This is a genomic window from Caballeronia arvi, assembly GCF_001544695.2.
Taxonomy (GTDB): Bacteria; Pseudomonadota; Gammaproteobacteria; order Burkholderiales; family Burkholderiaceae; genus Caballeronia; species Caballeronia arvi.
The window spans coordinates 382,652-401,109 of the sequence record NZ_FCOM02000001.1 but is presented as its reverse complement, the minus strand read 5'-3'; the positions used below and the strand labels follow the sequence as shown (position 1 = coordinate 401,109).

At 63.3% G+C, this 18,458-nt stretch carries 18 protein-coding genes; 11 read left to right on the top strand and 7 right to left on the bottom strand.

Annotated elements, in window-relative coordinates:
• Positions 1-17: 17 nt before the first annotated feature.
• Positions 18-332, bottom strand: a complete 315-nt coding sequence (locus AWB74_RS01815) for a hypothetical protein (RefSeq protein ID WP_061145034.1) — start codon at positions 330-332, stop codon at positions 18-20.
• Between the two features lie 109 nt (positions 333-441).
• Positions 442-846 carry a DUF6232 family protein gene (locus AWB74_RS01810; protein ID WP_061145033.1) on the bottom strand — a complete coding sequence of 135 codons (405 nt, stop codon included), beginning with the start codon at positions 844-846 and terminating at the stop codon, positions 442-444.
• Between the two features lie 245 nt (positions 847-1,091).
• Between AWB74_RS01810 and AWB74_RS01805 the strand changes: the two genes are divergently transcribed.
• From AWB74_RS01805 to AWB74_RS01780, 6 genes are all read left to right on the top strand, one after another.
• Positions 1,092-1,442 carry a DUF6152 family protein gene (locus AWB74_RS01805; protein WP_061145032.1) on the top strand — a complete coding sequence of 117 codons (351 nt, stop codon included), beginning with the start codon at positions 1,092-1,094 and terminating at the stop codon, positions 1,440-1,442.
• A 6-nt stretch (positions 1,443-1,448) separates the two neighbouring features.
• Complete coding sequence (locus tag AWB74_RS01800; protein WP_061145031.1) at positions 1,449-1,940, top strand: hypothetical protein; 492 nt, start codon at positions 1,449-1,451, stop codon at positions 1,938-1,940.
• A 112-nt stretch (positions 1,941-2,052) separates the two neighbouring features.
• A complete protein-coding gene (locus tag AWB74_RS01795; RefSeq protein WP_061128312.1) occupies positions 2,053-2,358 on the top strand; it encodes an ArsR/SmtB family transcription factor in 306 nt (101 codons plus the stop codon).
• 57 nt (positions 2,359-2,415) lie between these two features.
• Positions 2,416-3,477: an alkene reductase gene (locus AWB74_RS01790; protein ID WP_061145030.1), complete on the top strand. Its 1,062-nt coding sequence runs from the start codon at positions 2,416-2,418 to the stop codon at positions 3,475-3,477.
• A 258-nt stretch (positions 3,478-3,735) separates the two neighbouring features.
• The gene (aspT, locus tag AWB74_RS01785) at positions 3,736-5,427 is read left to right on the top strand and encodes an aspartate-alanine antiporter (protein ID WP_061145029.1); all 1,692 of its coding nucleotides are present in this window, start codon (positions 3,736-3,738) and stop codon (positions 5,425-5,427) included.
• Positions 5,428-5,476: 49 nt separating this feature from the next.
• Positions 5,477-7,126 (top strand): bifunctional aspartate transaminase/aspartate 4-decarboxylase, encoded by a 1,650-nt coding sequence (locus AWB74_RS01780; RefSeq protein ID WP_061145028.1) that lies wholly within the window; start codon positions 5,477-5,479, stop codon positions 7,124-7,126.
• A gap of 70 nt (positions 7,127-7,196) precedes the next feature.
• Here AWB74_RS01780 and AWB74_RS01775 read toward each other — a convergent pair whose 3' ends face one another.
• Positions 7,197-8,393: a porin gene (locus tag AWB74_RS01775; protein WP_061145027.1), complete on the bottom strand. Its 1,197-nt coding sequence runs from the start codon at positions 8,391-8,393 to the stop codon at positions 7,197-7,199.
• A 244-nt stretch (positions 8,394-8,637) separates the two neighbouring features.
• Here AWB74_RS01775 and AWB74_RS01770 point away from each other — a divergent pair, with 244 nt between their 5' ends.
• Positions 8,638-9,021 carry a nuclear transport factor 2 family protein gene (locus tag AWB74_RS01770; RefSeq protein ID WP_235024454.1) on the top strand — a complete coding sequence of 128 codons (384 nt, stop codon included), beginning with the start codon at positions 8,638-8,640 and terminating at the stop codon, positions 9,019-9,021.
• Between the two features lie 10 nt (positions 9,022-9,031).
• Here AWB74_RS01770 and AWB74_RS01765 read toward each other — a convergent pair whose 3' ends face one another.
• The 3 genes from AWB74_RS01765 to AWB74_RS01755 form a co-directional block, all read right to left on the bottom strand.
• Positions 9,032-10,147, bottom strand: a complete 1,116-nt coding sequence (locus AWB74_RS01765) for a succinylglutamate desuccinylase/aspartoacylase family protein (RefSeq protein WP_061145025.1) — start codon at positions 10,145-10,147, stop codon at positions 9,032-9,034.
• A gap of 204 nt (positions 10,148-10,351) precedes the next feature.
• A complete protein-coding gene (locus tag AWB74_RS01760) occupies positions 10,352-11,146 on the bottom strand; it encodes an ABC transporter substrate-binding protein (RefSeq protein ID WP_061145024.1) in 795 nt (264 codons plus the stop codon).
• Between the two features lie 205 nt (positions 11,147-11,351).
• On the bottom strand, positions 11,352-12,878 hold the full coding sequence (locus AWB74_RS01755; RefSeq protein WP_200821907.1) for an MDR family MFS transporter: 1,527 nt from the start codon (positions 12,876-12,878) through the stop codon (positions 11,352-11,354).
• Positions 12,879-13,008: 130 nt separating this feature from the next.
• Here AWB74_RS01755 and AWB74_RS01750 point away from each other — a divergent pair, with 130 nt between their 5' ends.
• The 3 genes from AWB74_RS01750 to AWB74_RS01740 all read left to right on the top strand — a co-directional run bounded on the left by AWB74_RS01750 (position 13,009) and on the right by AWB74_RS01740 (position 16,383).
• Complete coding sequence (locus AWB74_RS01750) at positions 13,009-13,686, top strand: TetR/AcrR family transcriptional regulator (protein ID WP_061145023.1); 678 nt, start codon at positions 13,009-13,011, stop codon at positions 13,684-13,686.
• 199 nt (positions 13,687-13,885) lie between these two features.
• Positions 13,886-15,331, top strand: coding sequence for an NAD-dependent succinate-semialdehyde dehydrogenase (locus tag AWB74_RS01745; protein WP_061145022.1), 1,446 nt, complete (start codon positions 13,886-13,888; stop codon positions 15,329-15,331).
• 155 nt (positions 15,332-15,486) lie between these two features.
• The gene (locus tag AWB74_RS01740; protein ID WP_061145021.1) at positions 15,487-16,383 is read left to right on the top strand and encodes a ferritin-like domain-containing protein; all 897 of its coding nucleotides are present in this window, start codon (positions 15,487-15,489) and stop codon (positions 16,381-16,383) included.
• Here AWB74_RS01740 and AWB74_RS01735 read toward each other — a convergent pair.
• Positions 16,373-17,104: a TetR/AcrR family transcriptional regulator gene (locus AWB74_RS01735; RefSeq protein WP_061145020.1), complete on the bottom strand. Its 732-nt coding sequence runs from the start codon at positions 17,102-17,104 to the stop codon at positions 16,373-16,375. The genes AWB74_RS01740 and AWB74_RS01735 overlap by 11 nt on opposite strands.
• A gap of 164 nt (positions 17,105-17,268) precedes the next feature.
• Between AWB74_RS01735 and AWB74_RS01730 the strand changes: the two genes are divergently transcribed.
• Positions 17,269-18,450 carry an isovaleryl-CoA dehydrogenase gene (locus AWB74_RS01730; RefSeq protein WP_061145019.1) on the top strand — a complete coding sequence of 394 codons (1,182 nt, stop codon included), beginning with the start codon at positions 17,269-17,271 and terminating at the stop codon, positions 18,448-18,450.
• Positions 18,451-18,458: the final 8 nt, after the last annotated feature.

Here is an 18,458-nt window from a genome sequence, read left to right as displayed (position 1 = left end):
CGTAGCGCCCGAAGCCGTCAGCGCCGCGTGATGCGAATCACGCGGCCGAGCGTCGCGTTGGGAAACCACGCCGTGAGCTTGCCGATCACCGCGTTCGCGTCGACGTCGTCCGTTTCGACATAGAGCGTCGTGCAGTCATGACGGCGGTTCGTCGCGACGACATGCGCGCGCACGTCCGCACCGAAAGCGTGCGCGAGCATCTCGCGCGCGGGCGCGGAGTTCAGACCGGGAACGGTCAGGTCGAAGGCAAGGCAGTGACGCGCTGCGCGGCGGCGCGGGGAGCCGCCGTTGAACGCATGGGGAATGACGGGCAGACCGGATGTGCGGTACATCGATGAAAGCCGCCGATAGCGGCTCGAAGTGGCAACGAATCCACTCTAGCGCCGCCCGCCTAAACACCGCGATAAAGTCGCGCGCGGCGTTATCAACGCGCCGTAAAGATCACGCTTGCGGCTTGGACGCCGCGCCTGCCGCGTGTTTCGCGACCGCATCGCCGACGAGCGTGGCCACTTTGTCGGCGAATTCCTGATCCTTCGTGATGAGCACTTCGCGCTCGCCATCGGGCGTCGCGACCATCAGCTGATAGATCACGTCCTGCGTGATCCATGTGAGGTAGCCCACCACGATGATCATTACGCCGATGACCAGCGCCGCGCCCGAACCCGTGACGATGCCCGCGACGAGCCCCGCGAGCCCGATCAGCGCGATGATGACCGGCAACGGCTTCTGGCGCGGAATCATCACGACGCGTGCGGCGCGCAGCTCGCGCAGCGGAATCATCTGGCCCGATGCCGACAGGCCGGCGCGCGACAGCGTGACGCCGCGTTCGTTGAAAGGAGTATCCATGAGGTTGCTTGCTCTTCGTTACGGCCGATGAAACCGGGGAGCGTACCAGACAGGGCGACCGAAGGCAGCGTCCGGCGACGCACGCGACGCGGCTGCGCCATTTCGTCGCTGACAGACATTCGCTCGGCCAGACTTTTTCTTTCAATTTGCTTGCGCAGCCGCGCCGCGACTTCCTATAGTGAAGCCGATGCGGCCGGCATTCGCATGTGGACGAAGCGCCTTGCCGCAGATCTACAGGGGATCACATGCGCATCAGATCATGGCTCTTGAGCGTCAGCGTGAGTTTGGTTGCGGCCGGCGCGTGGGCGCATCATGGCTGGAGTTCGTACGATGCCGCCAAGGTGGTGAAGATCGAGGCGCCGCTCTCGGACGTGCGCTATCGGAATCCGCACGTGGAGGTCGGCGTGGACTATCAGGGCGCGCGCTGGAATGTCATTCTGGCGCCGATCAGCCGGATGGAATCGCGCGGACTGCCGGCGAGCACGCTGCCTGCCGGGAAGGTCGTCACGATCGAGGGCTACCCGCGCTCCGACGGCACGCACGAGTTGCGCGCCGAACGCATCACGGTCGACGACAAGACCGTCGAGTTGCGCTAGCCGGCGATGGACATCGCGGGGTTCGCGGCGGCACTGGCGGCGTCGATCGAAGGTTCGCCGCTCGCGACATGGGTGCGGGCGTCGGCCTTTGCCTATCCGCTCGTCAATCTGATTCACCTGCTCGGGCTGACGCTGCTGATCGGTCCGATCGGCCTGCTCGATCTGCGTCTGCTGGGTTTCGGCCGCCGGTTCGCAATCGCCGATGTCTCCGAGGCGCTGACGCCCTGGGCGATCGCGGGTCTCGTGCTGCTGATCGGAAGCGGCGTGCTGCTCTTCAGCGCGGACGCATCGCCGTTGCATCGCAATCCGCTGCTGCAGGTGAAGCTCGCCTGCATTCTGCTCGGGCTGGCGAACGCGCTGGCGTTCCGCCGGATCTGGTCACGCCGGCTGGCCGACTGGGACCGGCATCCGCCGCTTTCCGGGCGCGTTCAGGCCTTCCTTTCGCTGATGCTGTGGCCGATGGCCGCTAGCCTCGGGCGCCTGCTCGCTTACAAGTAGGCGAGCAGCCATGCGGCGGATCGCGAATTTTCGATTTGCATATCGTAAATTTACGATATATACTTCGCTCCAAGACGATTCGGAAGGCTAGTGCTTCCCGTCCGTCAGACGCATGAGCAACGAAATGGACATCGACGCAATTCACAAAGCCCTCGCCAACCCTCTTCGCCGCGAAATTCTCGAATGGCTGAAGGAGCCCGAACGGCATTTCCCCAGCCAGGAATTGCCGCACGTGCATGGTGTCTGCGCGGGTCAGATCGATGACCGCTGCGGCATGTCGCAGTCGACCGTTTCCGCGCATCTCGCGACCTTGCACAAAGCGGGGCTCGTCACCACGAAGCGCGTTGGACAGTGGGTGTTCTTCAAGCGCGACGAAGCGGTCATTCAGGCGTTTCGCGATTCCATCGGGAATCTCTGAGCATCTGACATGCCGCACGGTGATGAACCGCTTTCAATTTCATTAGGATTACTTTTCATGTCGACACTCTTCGATCCGCTCAAGGTTGGCGCACTCACACTCAAGAACCGCATCATCATGGCGCCGCTCACGCGTCAGCGCGCGGGCGTGGAGCGCGTGCCCAATGCGCTCATGGCGCAGTACTACGCGGACCGCGCAGCGGCGGGTTTGATTCTCAGCGAAGCGACTTCGGTGACGCCGCAAGGCGTCGGCTATGCCGATACGCCGGGCATCTGGTCCGACGAGCAGGTGCAAGGCTGGAAGCTCGTGACGAAGGCCGTGCACGATGCGGGCGGCAAGATCTTCCTGCAACTGTGGCACGTGGGCCGCGTCTCCGATCCGGTGTTCCTCGACGGCGAACTGCCGGTCGCGCCGAGCGCGATCGCGGCGGGCGGGCACGTGAGTCTCGTGCGTCCGCAGCGTCCGTTCGTGACGCCGCGCGCGCTCGAGCTCGATGAAATCGCCGGCGTGGTCGCGGCCTTCCGCAAGGGCGCGGAGAACGCGAAGCGCGCGGGTTTCGACGGCGTCGAAGTGCACGGTGCGAACGGCTATCTGCTCGACCAGTTCCTGCAGGACAGCACCAACAAGCGCACGGATGCTTACGGCGGCCCGATCGAGAATCGTGCGCGCCTGCTGCTCGAAATCGTCGACGAAGCCATCGATGTCTGGGGCGCGGATCGTGTCGGCGTGCATCTCGCGCCGCGCGCCGATTCGCACACGATGGGCGACAGCGATCGCGCCGCCACCTTCGGTTATGTCGTGCGTGAGCTCGGCAAGCGGAAGATCGCGTTCATCGCGGCGCGCGAGCGTGAAGACGCGGACAGTCTCGGGCCGCAGTTGAAGAAGGCGTTCGGCGGTGTGTATATCGCCAACGAAGGCTTCTCGAAGGAAAGCGCCGAAGCGATCATCGCGCGCGGCGATGCGGACGCGGTCGCGTGGGGCAAGCCGTTCATCGCGAACGCGGATCTCGTGCGCCGCTTCGAACTCGACGCACCGCTCAACGACTGGGATACGTCGACGTTCTATGCACCGGGCGCGGAAGGCTACACGGATTATCCGTTGCTCGAAACGGCGGAGTAACGCGTTTCGCAGTCTGCGTTCGTATGTGAAGCAGCGGCTTTGAGCCGCTGCTTTTTTTTTGGTGTTTTTGTTTGCACCGGAAAAGCTTCGGTCTGGGTCGCCGATATAATCGTCCGACGAAAACAGCCCCGCAGCGGTGCATCGAATATCGATGCTTCCATCATCATGACCGGCGGGGAACGATGTCAATGACGAGCCAATACGGGCGCCCCTGACTTTTCGGGAGGATGCGAGGCTCGTGCCGCAAAAGGAATCCCTATGTCATGGTTTGCAGGAATATTACGTAGTTATCCTGAAATTGCTATTTTTCTGTCGCTGGGGATCGGTTACTGGGTCGGCGCAAAGAGCTTTCGTGGTTTCAGCCTTGGCGCGGTAACGGCGACGCTGCTCGCGGCCATCGCGATCGGCCAGTTCGGCATCACCATCTCGCCAAACGTCAAATCGGTCTTCTTTCTGATGTTCCTGTTCGCCGTGGGTTACGGCGTCGGCCCGCAGTTCGTGCGCGGCATCGCGAAGGACGGGTTGCCGCAGGCCCTCTTTTCGGTCATCCAATGCGTGTTGTGTCTCGCGGCGCCTTATGCCGCCGCGAAGATCGCGGGTTTCGACGTCGGCTCGGCGGCCGGCCTGTTCGCCGGCTCGCAGACGATCTCGGCATCGATGGGCCTCGCGACCGACGCCATCAACCGTCTCGGCCTTCCGCCCGGGCAGGGAAAGGCGCTGCTCGACGCAATGCCGACCGCCTACGCCGTGACCTATATCTTCGGGACGATCGGGTCCGCGCTGATTCTCGCGATGCTCGGACCACGGCTGCTCAAGATCGATCTCGTCGCAGCTTGTAAAGAGTACGAGGCGACGCTCGGCGGCGGAGGCGAATCCGCCGGCGGGAACCAGGCGTGGCATCAATTCGAACTGCGCGCATATCGCGTGGCCGAGCACGGGCGCGCGAGCGGCATGTCGGTCGCGCAGATCGAGGCACTCGAGCCGGCCGGCGCGCGGCTATTCATCGAGCGCATCCGGCGCGGGAACATCATTCAGGAAGCAAAGATCGACGACGTGCTGCAGCCCGGCGATGTCATCGCGGTGTCCGGGCGGCGCGAACTGCTCGTCGATCTGCTCGGCGGCGGCGCGGCCGAAGTGGACGACGCGGAGTTGCTCGCGGTGCCGTTCGAAGGTGTCGATGTCTACGTGACCAGCAAGGACGTTCACGGCAAGACACTGCAGGAACTCGCGCACCTGCCCGCTTCGCGCGGGGTGTTTCTTCGCAAGATCAAGCGCGGTGCGACCGAGACGCAAATCCCGATCTTGCCGAACACGAAGCTTTATCGCGGCGACACGCTCACGCTTTTCGGCCGCACGCAGGACACATCGGCGGCCGCGAAGGGTCTCGGCGTGCTCGATCGGCCGACCGATGCCGCCGACATGGCTTTCGTCGGCTTCGCGATCACGCTGGGCGCGCTGGTCGGCGCACTCGTGTTGCACGTCGGTGCAATTCCGATCACGTTGTCCACGGCAGGCGGTGCGCTGATCGCAGGCATCGTATTCGGCTGGCTGCGCGCGATTCATCCGACCTTCGGCCGCATTCCGTCGCCGACGATCTGGTTCATGAACTCCGTCGGACTGAACGTCTTCATCGCCGTGGTGGGCATATCGGCGGGGCCGGGCTTCGTCGCGGGCTTGCAAAAGCTCGGCGCGAGTCTCTTTCTGTGGGGCATTTTCGCGTCGGCGGCGCCCCTCATCATCGGCATGTTCATCGCGAAATACGTCTTCAGATTCCATCCCGCGATCCTGCTCGGCATCTGCGCGGGCGCACGCACGACGACCGCCGCGCTCGGCATGATCTGCGATGCGGCGAAGAGCCAGGTGCCAGGCCTCGGCTACACGGTCAGCTATGCGGTGGGCAATACGCTGCTCACGATCTGGGGAATGGTCATCGTGATGTTGCTCACATGACGTCTTTCTCTTGTTGGTTGGATCAATTCATCAATTCTTGAGGTGTTGGATGGCAAAGTCGACTCAATCAGGCTCCGGGGATCGCGCCGGCATGGCGTCGCTCAGTCCGTTTGAACTGAAGGACGAACTTATCAAGGCTGCGGGAGGCGGGGCGGTCGAGCGCCCGGCCAACCTTTCGATGCTCAACGCGGGGCGCGGCAACCCGAACTTCCTCGCGACGATTCCGCGGCACGGCTTCTGGCAACTCGGCCTGTTCGCGATGCGTGAGTCGGAGCGCTCGTTTGCGTACATGCCCGAAGGCGTCGGCGGCTTTCCGATGCGCGAAGGGCTGGAAGAACGCTTCGAGATTTTCGCGCGCGAGAACAAGGGCGTGCCGGGCATCTCGTTTCTTCTTGGCGCCGTTTCCTATGTGCGCGACCAACTCGGTCTGAACGCCGGCGACTTTCTCTATGAAATGTGCGAAGGCATTCTCGGGTCGAACTATCCCGTGCCGGACCGCATGCTGAAGCTCTCGGAGCAGATCGTCGCACAATATCTGCGGCGCGAGATGATCGGCAAGCATCCGTTCGTCGGCGATTTCGATGTCTTCGCGGTCGAAGGCGGCACAGCGGCGATGACATACATCTTCAACACGCTGCGCGAGAACTTCCTCATCAGCGCGGGCGACACCATCGCGCTCGGCACGCCGATCTTCACGCCGTACATCGAAATTCCTCGCCTGAACGACTACAAGTTGAATGTGGTCAATCTCGAGGCGGATGTCGCGAACGGCTGGCAATTCTCCAAGCAGGAACTCGACAAGCTGCGCGATCCGAAAGTGAAAGCGTTCTTTCTCGTGAACCCGAGCAATCCGCCGTCCGTGAAGATGGATACGAAGAGCCTCGAGTACATTGCGGAGATCGTGAAGGAGCGGCCCGATCTGATCATTCTGACGGACGATGTCTACGGCACCTTCGCCGACGATTTCGTTTCGCTTTTTGCGCTATGCCCGCAGAACACGATCCTCGTCTATTCGTATTCGAAGTATTTCGGTGCGACGGGCTGGCGTCTCGGTGCCATCGCGACGCATCGGGAAAACGTGCTCGACAAGCAACTCGCCGCGCTTTCGAAGGAGAAGAGAGCGCAGCTTCACACACGTTACGAGTCGATCACGACGGAGCCCGACAAGCTCAAGTTCATCGACCGCCTCGTGGCGGACAGCCGTACGGTCGCGCTGAATCACACGGCGGGCTTGTCGACGCCCCAGCAGGTGCAGATGGCGCTCTTCTCGCTCTTCTCACTGATGGACACGCCCGACGCATATAAGAATGCGTTGAAGCGTCTCATCCGAAGCCGCAAACAGGCGCTCTATCGCGAAATTGGGATTGCGCCCGAGGTCAAAGACGAAAACGAGGTCGATTACTACGCGATCCTCGACATGGAATATCTCGGCGAGCGCAGACACGGCCGCGAACTGGTCGACTGGATCCTCGAGAACACCGAGGCCTCCGAGATGCTCTTCAGACTCGCGAAGGAGGCGCGCGTTGTGCTGCTGCCGGGCCGCGGCTTCGGCACGCAGCACCCGTCGGGGCGCGTGTCGCTCGCAAATCTGAACGAGAGCGACTACGTGCAGATCGGACGGGCAATCCGCAAGCTCATGGACGAATATATCGAGCGTTACAACAAGGCCACGGGCAAGAAGTCCGGCACGGCGAAGTGAAAGCCGTGAGGTAAAAAAAATCGGGCCGCTCATGCGGCCCGATTCACGACTGCTGGATGAAACGCGATGCTTAGAACTTGTGGCGGATGCCGACGCGGAACGCGAGCTGGTTGTTCTCGCCCAGGCCCGAGGTGCCGAAGTAGCTCGACGACGACGAACCGATCGAAGCCTGATTCTGCACGCCGTTGTTCGAGCCCGACGCCTTCTGATAGACCGCCAGCGCGTACACGTCGGTGCGCTTGCTCAACGCGTAGTCGAAGCTCGCGTCGATCTGGTGCCAGTGGCCCGAGAAGTTGTCGTACAGGTCCATGTACGTGTAGCCGAGGCCTGCCGTCATCGCGCTCGTGATCGCGTACTTGCCGCCGATATCGAACGCGTTGATGCGCGAGCTCGCTCCGACGATCGGCTCGAAGCGCGTGTTCGTCCACAGACCGAAGATCGTCGCCGCGCCGATCGTGTAGTTCGCGCCGATGCCGAAGCTGCGCAGATCCTTCGCGTTGTTCGTCGTGCCGGTCAGGTTGAGGTTGGCGACCGTCGAGCTGAACGCCGGCGTCGCGGCCGTCGGGAAGCGGATGTCCGTGTACGCGGCGCCGATGCCGAGCGGGCCGGCCTTGTAGTTCAGGCCGAAGCTGTAGGCGCGCGACGAACCTTGCGTCGTCGTGGTGCCGACCGTCGTGTTCGGCGTGCCCGCGAATCCGCCAGCCGTGTTCGAGAAGCCGTACATCGCACCGAACGTGAGGCCGTAGAAATTCGCGCTCGTGAACTTCACCGCGTTGTTGATACGGCTCGACGTCAGCTGGTCGAAGTCGTTCATGTGATACGCGTAGTTGCCCGCGACGGTCTGACCGCCGATCGAGTAGTTCGAGCCGAGGAAGTCGGTGTTGAAGCTGTACTGACGACCGAACGTCAGTGAGCCGACGTTGTTCTGCGTGAGACCGACATACGCCTGACGGCCGAATTCCGCGCCGCCCTGGCCGAGCGCGCCGGTGCCGCTGTTGAAGCCGTTCTCCAACGTGAAGATCGCCTTCAGGCCGCCGCCGAGGTCTTCGACGCCTTTCAGGCCCCAGCGGCTGCCTTGCGCGACACCGTCGTCGTACTTGACGAGGGAGTCGCCGGCGCGCGTCGGGCTGGTCGAGCTGTTGTTGACGTAGCTGATACCGGCGTCGATGATGCCGTACAGCGTGACGCTGCTCTGCGCGTGGGCGGACGTGGCTGCGAGGACGCTGAATGCGGCGAGCGCGGCGGTCGCCAAGAGATTCTTCTTCAAAACAAGCTCCGTGAGTTGGTTCGCGGTGTGGTGTCGACGGTGTCTGCGTGTTCGCGCTCTGACGGCGCGTGGTGCGACGGGCGCAAATGTAGCGATTGCCGAAGAAAGAAATGTGACAGCGCTTTCAACCGGCTTGCGTTGTATCGCGCGAACAACAGCGCTGGCGAAAGCCGGTCAGATGTGCGTGAGTGCGGCACGACGCGCGCACGGTATGCTTGCGGTTCGATGACACGCGAGCGAAATCATGGATCGAACAAGCATGGACGAACAGGGAATCCGCGAACTGGAGGAGCGCCTGAAAAAGGCGATGCTGGCATCGGATGTCGACGCGCTCGATGCGTTATTGGCCGACGACCTGAGTTTCGTGGATGCAACCGGCAAGGTCTGGACGAAAGCCGACGATCTGAACGGCCATCGCTACGGCATGCAGCGCATCGAGAAGCTGGATGTGGAAGAGCAGAGCGTGCGCGTGTATGGCAGCTTCGCTGTGACGGTGACGCGCGTGGCGCTCTCGGGGACGTTCGCGGGCGCCCCGTTCGCGGGCAGCTTGCGCTACACGCGAACCTGGGGCGAGATCAGCGGAACGTGGCGCGTAGTCGCCGCGCAATGCGGCCTCGCGCCTTTCTAGAAACGCGTTCTCAGGCGGACAGCAGCGAACCCGTGCGATAAGCCTTCGCACCCGCGATGCGCGCCACTTCCAGCCCGGCGGTCGCGAAACGCGTGATGTGCCGCGCGTACATCACGCCCGAGGTCGTGCATTTGAGCGTGGTGACCACATCCGTGAGCGGATCGACGATATCGGCGATCGGCGTGCCTGCTTCGATGAACGCGCCCACTTCCGCCCGGAACACGAGCACGCCCGACGCCGGCGCCACGATCGGCTCGGCGCCCGCGAGCGGCGTCGCGGGGAAGGCGAGCGGCGGCTGCTCGGGCACGGGCGCATCGATCACGCCGCGGTGAATCAGATAGTTGACGATCGCTTGCGCGTCTTTATCGGCGAGCTCGTAGGACACGTCGTGCTGGCTGCGCAACTCGACCGTGACCGAAATGCCGCCGTTCGGAATCGGAAAGCGCTCGCTGTAACGCTGGCGCAAGTCCGACCAGCAGAAGCTGTGAATCTCGTCGAACGGATTGCCGACCGAATTCAGCGCGAGCAGCGACGCCTTCGCGTCGAGATAGCGCGCGAGGGGCTCCACTTCGTCCCAGATTTCCGGGTTCGTGTAGAGATGCAGCGCGGCGTCGAGATCGCAATGCAGGTCGAGCACGACATCGGCGTCGAAGGAGAGTTTTTGCAGCGCGAGGCGTTGCGATTCGAGCTCTGTGTGCGGCGTCTGCTCGCCGAGCGCTTCCTGCATCGCGGCGCGCACAGCGAGCTTGTTGGCGTCGGCGTCCTTGCCGAGGCGCGCCTCGATGCGCGGCGCGATCAGCGCGGCGAGATCGTAGAAATTGCGGTTGAAGTTGTGACCGCTATTCGTCTCGAAGCGGCCCATCAACGTGCCGTGCAGATGCTGCGAAAGGCCGATCGGGTTCGGCACCGGCACGATCACCACTTCGCCACGCAGCTTGCCCGCCGCTTCAAATTCGGCGAGATGACGCCGCAGGCGCCACGCGACGAGCATGCCGGGCAGCTCGTCCGCGTGCAGCGAGGACTGGATATAGATCTTCTGGCCGCCGCCGGGGCCGTAGTGAAAGCTGGTGATGTTGCGGGAAGTGCCGAGCGTCGGCGAGATCAGGGGATGGGTTCTGGTTTGCATAGTGGTCGCGCGCAGGCGAGTGCGCCGGTCTTGCCTCGGAAAATTACTTCGCGCCGCGGTGTCTCCTTCCGTCGGCGCTGTCTCGAACGCTCGATCTTAGCGGAAATCAGCCGTCGAAACCGCTGTCCGAAAAGGAAACGGGCTCCGCGCCTTGAAGCGCGGAGCCCGTTTTCGTCAGCCTTTCAGTCGATCAGACTGTCGGACTTAGCCGCCGTACACGTCGAAGTCGAAGTACTTCTTCTCGATCTTCTTGTAGGTGCCGTCCTTGATGATGTCGGCGATTGCCTTGTCGATCTTCGCCTTCAGGTCGGTGTCTTCCTTGCGCAGACCGATGCCCGCGCCGTTGCCGAGCGTCTTCGGATCGTCGATGTTCTGACCGGCGAAATCGAAGCCCGCGCCGCGCGGCGTCTTCAGGAAGCCGAGTTCGGCCTGCACCGCGTCCTGCAGCGCCGCGTCGAGACGGCCCGAGATCAGGTCGGCGTAGACCTGGTCCTGGTTCTGATACGGCGTGACCGTCACGCCCTTCGCCGCCCAGTAGGTCTTCGCGTAGGTTTCCTGGATCGTGCCCTGCTCGACGCCCACGTTCTTGCCCTTCAGGCTGTCAGCCGTCGGCAGGATGTTGCTGCCTTTTTTCGCGACGAGGCGCGTCGGCGTGTTGAAGAGCTTGCTCGAGAAGGCGATCTGCTCGGCGCGCTGCGGGGTCATCGACATCGACGAAAGCACGCCGTCGAACTTCTTCGCCTTGAGCGCGGGGATCATGCCGTCGAAGTCGTTTTCGATCCACACGCACTTGGCCTTCAGACGCGAGCAGATTTCGTTGCCGAGATCGATGTCGAAACCGACCAGCTTGCCGTCGGAACCTTTCGATTCGAACGGCGGATAGCTTGCATCGACGCCGAAGCGGATCGTCGAATAGTCCTTCGCTTGCGCCGCCGTGACGGCGGTGAGCGACGTGGCGGCGAGGAGGGACATCGTGAGTGCCGCGAGCAGTTTCTTCACTGTTTTAACTCCAGAGGATGGTCAGTTCGGCCCGGAAGGTCTCGTATCCGGACGTCCGGCGCGTCGTTGGACGCCGGAGCATGAATATCCGGCGGATCGTGTCCGCCCGGAATCGGCAGAAGGTTACCAAGCCAAAATAGTTCGGCAGCTAGTAAAAGCCCCGATAGCAGGGGCTTTAGAAGTTTTCCTCGCTTAGGCGCGGATTTCAGCGCGTGCGCAACGGGTGATCCTTGAGGAACCACGACAGCCCGAACGCGATGAGCGCGATGCACGCCGCGACGAGATAAACCGTGTGCATCGAGCCCGCGAACGCATGCAGATAGTCGTCGTGCAGCGCGGGCGGCAGATGCGCCACCGCCTGCGGCCCGAGCGATTGCGGCAATTCCGTGCCCGGCGGAATGAGCGCTTCGAGGCGCGAGCGCAAGCTGTTTGAAAAGATCGCGCCGAAGGCCGCCACGCCGACCGATCCGCCGATCGAGCGAAAGAGCGTTGCGCTGGAGGTCGCCACGCCCATCAGCCGGAATTCGACGACGTTCTGCACCGCGAGCACGAGCACCTGCATTACCATGCCGAGCCCGAGGCCGAGCAGCGCCATGTAGATGTTCATCGTCCAGAGCGGCGTGTCGAGGCTCAGTGTGGAGAGCAGCAGCATCGCGACGGTGACGAGCGCCGTGCCCGCGATCGGAAAGAAGCGATACTTGCCGATCTTGCTGATGACGCGCCCGCTCACGATCGACGACAGCAGCACGCCGCCCATCATCGGCGTGATCTGCAGGCCGGCGCCGGAAGGCGTCGAGCCCTTCACGACCTGCAGATAGAGCGGCAGGAACGTGACCGCGCCGAACAGCGCACAGCCGACGATGAAGCCGATCAGCCCCGCGAGCACGAAGGTGCGCTCTTTGAAAAGCGAGAGCGGCATGATCGGCTCGGCGGCGAGTCGTTCCTCGTAGACGAAACCGCCGAGACACACGAGGCCGAGCAGCAGCGTGCCCCAGAGCTGCGGCGAGGTCCACGGCAGGATCGTGCCGCCTTCGCTCGTGAAGAGAATGATGCAGGTCAGCGCGGCGGCGAGAAAGCCTGCGCCCATAAAGTCGACGCGATGATTCACGTGCGCGGTATGCGGCTTGAACACGAGCTGGATCACGGCGAGCGCGATCAGCCCGAGCGGCAGGTTGATATAGAAAATCCAGCGCCACGACAGATGCTCGACGAGAAAGCCGCCGAGCAGCGGGCCGACGACGGTCGCGAGGCCGTACACGCCGCCGAACAGTCCCTGGAAGCGGCCGCGTTCGGCGGGCGGGATGACATCGGCGATGGCGGCCATCGTGATGACCATGAGCCCGCCGCCGCCCAGGCCTTGCAGCGCGCGCAGCACGATCAGTTGCGTCATGTTCTGCGCGACGCCGCAGAGGATCGAGCCGACGAGAAAAATCAAGATCGACGCCTGGAGCACGACCTTGCGGCCGAACTGATCGCCGAACTTGCCGTAGAGCGGCACGACGATGGTCGAACTGAGCAGATAGGACGTGACGACCCACGAGAGATTTTCGAGCCCGCCGAGATCGCCGACGATGGTCGGCAGCGCGGTCGACACGATGGTCTGATCGAGCGCGCCGAGCAGCATCACGAGCAGGAGCGCGGTGAACAGCAGCCGGATGGGCGGCTTCGAATCCACGGCGGTTTCGACGGACGGGTCCGCGCCCGCGATGGCGGTTTGATGCAAAGATGTCATATTGGATGAATGAATTTGGACGGCGCTTCACGAATCCGCGACGGGCGAGCACCCGGCAAATCAGGCGGATTGTAATTAATTAACGTGGAAGTTAATATAGACGACGAGTGAATTTTCGTCAAATCGAGCTATGGCTAACGATGTGCTGGACCGCGGCGCGGACGCCGCGCCGCAGAAAAAGGCAGGCCGCCGGCCCGGGCGGCCCAGCGGGGCGCACGGCGAGCAGGCGCGTGCGCAATTGCTGGATATCGCGCTCGAACTGTTCGCGCGGCAGGGCATCGGCGAAACGACGCTCGGCGCGATCGCGCGCGAGGCGGGCGTCACCCCGGCGATGGTTCACTACTACTTCAAGACGCGCGACCAGTTGCTCGACATGCTGATCGACGAACGGCTCGTCCCGCTGCGCATCGAACTCGCGCGCGTATTCAACGATCCGCATTCGGAGCCCGTCGATACCTTGCGCGCTTTCGTCGAAACGCTCGTCGCGACGGTCGAAAAATGTCCGTGGTTCGCGGCGCTGTGGGTGCGCGAGATGATCAGCGAGGGCGGCCTCCTGCGTCAGCGCATGGCCGAGCGCTTCGGCGACGAGCACAAGGACCGCGCGATCGAGCGCATCGCGGGCTGGCAGAAGGAGGGCAAGCTCAATCCGGCGCTGGAGCCGTCGCTCGTGTTCGCGTCGCTGTTCGGGCTGACGGTGTTCCCGCTCGCGACCACGCGCTGGCGTGCCGTAGGAGACCGCGCGATCAGCTCGGAGCAGCTTGCCCGGCACGTCGTCGCGTTGCTGATGAACGGCATCCAGCCGTACTGAATGCGGCTCACCGGCTCATCCAGTTCAAGCGAGCCGGGGCGATAAGAGGCAAGATGATGGGTTCCGGCGGCGCGTCTGCGCTTTCACGAGTCATCGCGCCGCCCGACATTTCCGTAAGCTGCGCCACGCGTGCGCGCGCTCTTTTGCGTGCGGCGCCGGCGACGCGGATCATGCAATCGATTTTTCTCGGAGGTCGTACATGGCAAGTGCAGGATACACGGACACACGTCTTTTCATCGATGGCGAATGGTGTGACGCCAAGTCCGGCGAAACGATCAACGTCGTGAGCCCCGCGACGGGCGATGTCATCGGCAAGGTCGCGAAGGCAGGCACGACCGATCTGGAGCGCGCGGTCAAGGCGTCGCGGCAGGGCTTCGCGACCTGGCGCAAGTTCACTGCAATCGAACGCGCCAACAAGATGCGCAAGGCCGCCGGGCTGATCCGCGAGCGCGCGGACACCATCGCGCGGCTGATGACGCAGGAGCAGGGCAAGCCGCTCGCCGAGGCGCGCGTCGAGGTCAATTCGGCCGCGGACATCATCGAGTGGTTCGCCGATGAAGGGCGCCGCGTCTATGGCCGGATCGTGCCGCCGCGCAATGTCAACGCGCAGCAAATCGTCGTCAAGGAGCCGATCGGCCCCGTGGCCGCCTTCACGCCGTGGAATTTTCCGGTGAATCAGGTCGTGCGCAAGCTGTGCGCGTCGCTCGCGACCGGCTGTTCGTTCATCGTGAAGGCGCCCGAAGAAACGCCGGCGTCGCCCGCCGAGCTGATCCGCGCATTCGCCGACGCGGGCGTGCCGAAGGGCGTCGTGCAACTCGTCTATGGCGATCCGCCGCAGATCTCGGAGTTCCTGATCGCGCATCCGGATATCCGCAAGGTGACGTTCACCGGTTCGACCGCCATCGGCAAACAGCTTGCGGCGCTCGCCGGCCAGCACATGAAGCGCGCGACGATGGAACTGGGCGGCCACGCGCCGGTGATCGTCGCGGAGGACGCGGACGTCGAGCTGGCCGTGAAGGCATCGGGCGCGGCGAAATTCCGCAACGCGGGCCAGGTCTGCATCTCGCCGACGCGCTTTCTCGTGCACAACAGCCTGAAGCGGGACTTCATCGCGGCGCTCGTGAAGCACGCGGAAAGCCTGAAAGTAGGCGACGGTCTCGCGGACGGCACGACGCTCGGGCCGCTCGCCAACGCCCGGCGCATCACGGCGATGAACAGCGTCATCGAGAACGCGCGCAAGACGGGCGCGACCATCGCGACGGGCGGCGAGCGCATCGGCACGGCGGGCAACTTCTTCGCGCCTACGGTGATCACCGATGTTTCGCTCGAAGCCGACGTGTTCAATGCGGAGCCGTTCGGACCGGTCGCCGCGGTGCGCGGTTTCGACGCCCTCGAAGACGCGATCGCGGAAGCGAATCGTCTGCCGTACGGTCTCGCCGGCTACGCATTCACGCGTTCGTTCAAGAACGTGCATCTGCTCACCAATCAACTCGAAGTGGGCATGTTGTGGATCAACCAGCCGGCCACGCCGTGGCCCGAGATGCCGTTTGGCGGCGTGAAGGACTCGGGTTACGGTTCCGAAGGCGGACCGGAGGCGCTGGAGCCGTATCTGGTGTCGAAATCGGTCACCGTGATGGCGGTCTGATGCAAGAGCCCCGGTTTCGACCGGGGCTTTTTTTCGCGGGCGGTAAGCGTGTTTGAATCTCACGTCACGCAAAGAACCGCGCGCGACCGCTGCGAATCGACGTTCTGTATGCCAGAATCCGCAGAACGTACCCAATCGGCGGCCAATATTCGAATATGTCCGATACGCTCAACACAGTCGAAGCAGATCATGCGATGCGCAACTGGACGTACCGGTCGGCGGGGAAGATTCCGATCGGTTCTGACCTTCACAAGCGCATGTTCTGCGAGATGTTGCTGACGACGCACAACCCATACAAGCCTGCCGTCATCGACTGGCCGAAGCTCGATCCGGCCGCATTGAAGCGCGTGACATCACTGCCGATCTGGGATATCGCCGTGCAGACGGAAGGACGCGCATCGATTCGCGTCGCGACTTACGCGGCGAGCATCGGCGATCCGCAGTTGCGCGAAGCGCTGCGCATGAACGGCGGCGAAGAGGCGCGCCACAAGGTGGTGCTGTCGAAGCTCGTCGAGGCGTATGGCATCGAACTCGCCCTGGAGCCGCCGTATCCCGCTCCCGCCGATGCGCTGCGCGCGTGGATGCTGACGGGCTACAGCGAGTGCATCGACAGTTTCTTCGCGTTCGGCCTTTTCGAAGCGGCGCGGCAGTCGGGCTACTTTCCCGAGGCGCTCGTCGAGACCTTCGAGCCGGTCATTCAGGAAGAAGCGCGGCACATTCTCTTTTTCGCGAACTGGGTGGCGTGGTATCGGCACAGCCTGCCGTGGTACCGCAAACCGTGGTTTTTCGCGAAGACCGCGAGCGTGTGGTTCTCGCTGATCCGCGATCGCGTTTCGCTCGCGCGCGGCTTCGACAAGAGCGGCGCGGCGCAGGACGCGAATTTCCCGGCCAATGTGGGCGATTCCGTGGCGGGCAACGTGTCGGTGCGCGCGTTGATCGAACTGTGTCTCACCGAAAACGACCGGCGCATGGGCGGCTATGACGCGCGCCTGCTGCGTCCCGTCACCGTGCCGAAGCTCGCGCGTTTCGCGCTGCGCTTCATCAAGCCGTAGGTTTCTCGCGCGCGGCGCTCGCTTCGTAGCGCCGCGACGCTTCCTCGATGTCCTGGCGGAATTGCGTGAGCGCGGCTAGCTTCACGTCGGGCGGCTGCAATGCGGCCCACAACACTTCCACCAACTCGTTCGCCGTTGTCTCGATCTGAGTCTGACTCAGCCGGCGCTTCGCGAGCGTCGCGTCCCAGAGGACGTGCTCCATCGGTCCGAAGACGAGCGAGCGCAAGAGGCGCAGCGGCATGTCGTTGCGCACGTGGCCGACCGCCTGGCCGCGCGCCAGCACGTCCATCAGCGGCGCGGTGTAGCGGCGCTGATATTCCGTGAGCGTATCGGAGAGATCGTGCTGCTTCGTGCGGCCTTCCGACAAAACCAGCGCGCACAGCCCCGTGCCGTTCGTCAGCATGAGCCGCATGTGCGTTCTGACGATGAACGCGAACTGCTGGCGCACCGAGCCGTCGCGCGGCAGGCCGGTTTCGAAGGCGTCGATGATTTCGTCGTACCAATCTGCGATCACGCGTGCGCAGAGTTCGCGCTTGCCGCTGAAATAGCTGAATACTGTCGCTTCCGAAATGCCCGCGCGCTGCGCGATCTCGGCGCTGGTCGCGGCGTCGTAGCCTTTTTCGGCGAAGACGTCGCGGCCCGCCTGCAGTATGTCTTTCACGCGCTGCTGCGATTTGACGCCCGCTGGCGTGCGGCGGCTGGTGCTGGTTTGCGTGGACATGGCGGCAATGCGTCGGAAAATAAATGTGAGCGTAGCTCAAAAACCTATTGACGGCTAGCCGATTTGAGCGTGAAATTGCCCCATTCCGTGGTTTGCTGCCCTGTGTGAGTAAAGCTCAGTTTTCAGGGCGCGCCAAAAACATCGTATCTGGAGGAGACGACCCCATGAGCACCGTACCCGGCCTGAATTTCGCGTTGGGCGAAGACATCGACATGCTGCGCGATTCGCTCGCCAACTTCGCGTCGAAGGAAATTGCGCCGCGCGCGGGCGAAATCGATCACACCGACCAGTTCCCGATGGACCTGTGGAAGAAGCTCGGCGATCTCGGCGTGCTCGGCATGACCGTCTCCGAGGAATACGGCGGCGCGAACATGGGCTACACCGCACACATGGTCGCGATGGAAGAGATTTCGCGCGCGTCGGCGTCGGTGGGTCTGTCGTATGGCGCGCATTCGAATCTGTGCGTGAACCAGATTCATCGTAACGGCACGGAAGCGCAGAAGCAGAAGTATCTGCCGAAGCTCGTGTCCGGCGAACATATCGGCGCACTCGCGATGAGCGAGCCAAACGCGGGATCGGATGTCGTCAGCATGAAGCTGCGCGCCGAAGAAAAGGGTGATCACTACGTGCTCAACGGCACGAAGATGTGGATCACCAACGGCCCGGACTGCGACACGCTCGTCGTCTATGCGAAGACGGATATCGAAGCGGGGCCGCGCGGCATTACGGCATTCATCGTCGAGAAGGGCATGAAGGGTTTTTCCGTCGCGCAGAAGCTCGACAAGCTCGGCATGCGCGGCTCGCATACCGGCGAGCTCGTGTTCGAGAACGTCGAAGTGCCGAAGGAAAACATCCTCGGCGCGCTGCACGGCGGCACGAAAGTGCTGATGAGCGGCCTCGACTACGAGCGCGCCGTGCTCGCGGGCGGCCCGACCGGCATCATGCTCGCGTGCATGGATTCGGTCGTGCCGTATATCCACGATCGCAAGCAGTTCGGCCAGGCGATCGGCGAATTCCAGCTCATTCAGGGCAAGGTCGCCGACATGTATTCGACGCTGCAGGCGTGCCGCGCGTATCTCTACGCGGTGGGCCGTCAGCTCGATACGCTCGGCTCGGGCCATGTCCGCCAGGTGCGCAAGGACTGTGCGGGCGTCATTCTCTACACCGCCGAAAAAGCCACGTGGATGGCCGGCGAAGCAATCCAGATTCTCGGCGGCAACGGCTACATCAACGAATATCCGGTCGGCCGCCTGTGGCGCGACGCGAAGCTCTATGAGATCGGCGCGGGCACGAGCGAAATCCGCCGCATGCTGATCGGCCGCGAACTGTTCGCCGAAACGGCTTGAGGGCGCAC

Bases quoted from the DNA above. Each gene is read 5' to 3' on its own strand.
- AWB74_RS01815 (WP_061145034.1), bottom strand. From the start codon at position 332: ATGTACCGCACATCCGGTCTGCCCGTCATTCCCCATGCGTTCAACGGC.
- AWB74_RS01770 (WP_235024454.1), top strand. From the start codon at position 8,638: ATGGATCGAACAAGCATGGACGAACAGGGAATCCGCGAACTGGAGGAG.
- AWB74_RS01810 (WP_061145033.1), bottom strand. From the start codon at position 846: ATGGATACTCCTTTCAACGAACGCGGCGTCACGCTGTCGCGCGCCGGC.
- AWB74_RS01730 (WP_061145019.1), top strand. From the start codon at position 17,269: ATGAGCACCGTACCCGGCCTGAATTTCGCGTTGGGCGAAGACATCGAC.
- AWB74_RS01790 (WP_061145030.1), top strand. From the start codon at position 2,416: ATGTCGACACTCTTCGATCCGCTCAAGGTTGGCGCACTCACACTCAAG.
- AWB74_RS01805 (WP_061145032.1), top strand. From the start codon at position 1,092: ATGCGCATCAGATCATGGCTCTTGAGCGTCAGCGTGAGTTTGGTTGCG.
- AWB74_RS01755 (WP_200821907.1), bottom strand. From the start codon at position 12,878: ATGACATCTTTGCATCAAACCGCCATCGCGGGCGCGGACCCGTCCGTC.
- AWB74_RS01745 (WP_061145022.1), top strand. From the start codon at position 13,886: ATGGCAAGTGCAGGATACACGGACACACGTCTTTTCATCGATGGCGAA.
- AWB74_RS01780 (WP_061145028.1), top strand. From the start codon at position 5,477: ATGGCAAAGTCGACTCAATCAGGCTCCGGGGATCGCGCCGGCATGGCG.
- AWB74_RS01765 (WP_061145025.1), bottom strand. From the start codon at position 10,147: ATGCAAACCAGAACCCATCCCCTGATCTCGCCGACGCTCGGCACTTCC.
- AWB74_RS01735 (WP_061145020.1), bottom strand. From the start codon at position 17,104: ATGTCCACGCAAACCAGCACCAGCCGCCGCACGCCAGCGGGCGTCAAA.
- AWB74_RS01750 (WP_061145023.1), top strand. From the start codon at position 13,009: ATGGCTAACGATGTGCTGGACCGCGGCGCGGACGCCGCGCCGCAGAAA.
- AWB74_RS01795 (WP_061128312.1), top strand. From the start codon at position 2,053: ATGAGCAACGAAATGGACATCGACGCAATTCACAAAGCCCTCGCCAAC.
- AWB74_RS01800 (WP_061145031.1), top strand. From the start codon at position 1,449: ATGGACATCGCGGGGTTCGCGGCGGCACTGGCGGCGTCGATCGAAGGT.
- AWB74_RS01740 (WP_061145021.1), top strand. From the start codon at position 15,487: ATGTCCGATACGCTCAACACAGTCGAAGCAGATCATGCGATGCGCAAC.
- aspT (WP_061145029.1), top strand. From the start codon at position 3,736: ATGTCATGGTTTGCAGGAATATTACGTAGTTATCCTGAAATTGCTATT.